This window comes from Hymenobacter rubripertinctus (assembly GCF_003583925.1).
GTDB classification, from domain to species: domain Bacteria; phylum Bacteroidota; class Bacteroidia; order Cytophagales; family Hymenobacteraceae; genus Hymenobacter; species Hymenobacter rubripertinctus.
Genome location: NZ_QYCN01000114.1, coordinates 1 through 721 on the forward strand (window position 1 = coordinate 1; position 721 = coordinate 721).

1 protein-coding gene is annotated in these 721 nt (G+C 49.4%); it reads left to right on the forward strand.

The genetic code is table 11. The annotated features are described in order from the left end of the window. Positions 1–215: 215 nt before the first annotated feature. Positions 216–721, forward strand: a 506-nt coding sequence (locus tag D0T11_RS22360; RefSeq protein WP_147374810.1) for a hypothetical protein, incomplete at its 3' end; no start/stop codon positions are given.

Here is a 721-nt window from a genome sequence, read left to right on the forward strand (position 1 = left end):
TTTGAACATCTTTCGCAAGTTCAGCCTCTTTCTTCTCACGCATGAACCGAGTAAGATTAGTCTGAAAAGAAAGCGTAAAAAGGCCGCCAGAGACGACGGATTTATGCTGGAACTGCTCAAAAGTGCCTAATTTGGTGCGGTAGCCCTATGAAGAATACCCCTACTATAATGAGGCGTTGGGAGTGTTCAGCGTACTGCGCAAGCCCGTGGTAGAAGTGAAAACCTCCAATTATACCGATGAAGATGGCCGCCTTCGCCGCCTACATCAGTACCGGGTGCCTGATCCGATTCAGTATCTAATCAACCCCGCTTCGGGATTGGAAGTCCAGGATTTTCAGGTTGCCCTGTTACAGGAGGGCAATAATTATCCGGCCGTTTTTCCAACTGGCTCTGCTATCTGGTATTATGAGGGCATGAGTTCGGCCACCAGCCATGTAATGCGTACCGATTATATAGATGCCGGTTGCCTCAGTAATTCGATACTGGAATTGGAAGTAAGCGGCAGCAACATTCAGGATCCGGCCATTAAGGAATTCGTGCCCAGCATCGGCAGCAATCAAAATATACAATACCCAGTATTTCTGAAGTTCATGCTTAACCTGCGGCGGCGAAATGCTTCGGCTACCACCCAAAATGTCTTGCTCGTGCTCAAGTTCCCTGTAGCGCTCCGTCAGGTTACCAGCTTTAGCGAATTGCCCGTTCAACCCTGTGGGGTGCTGCC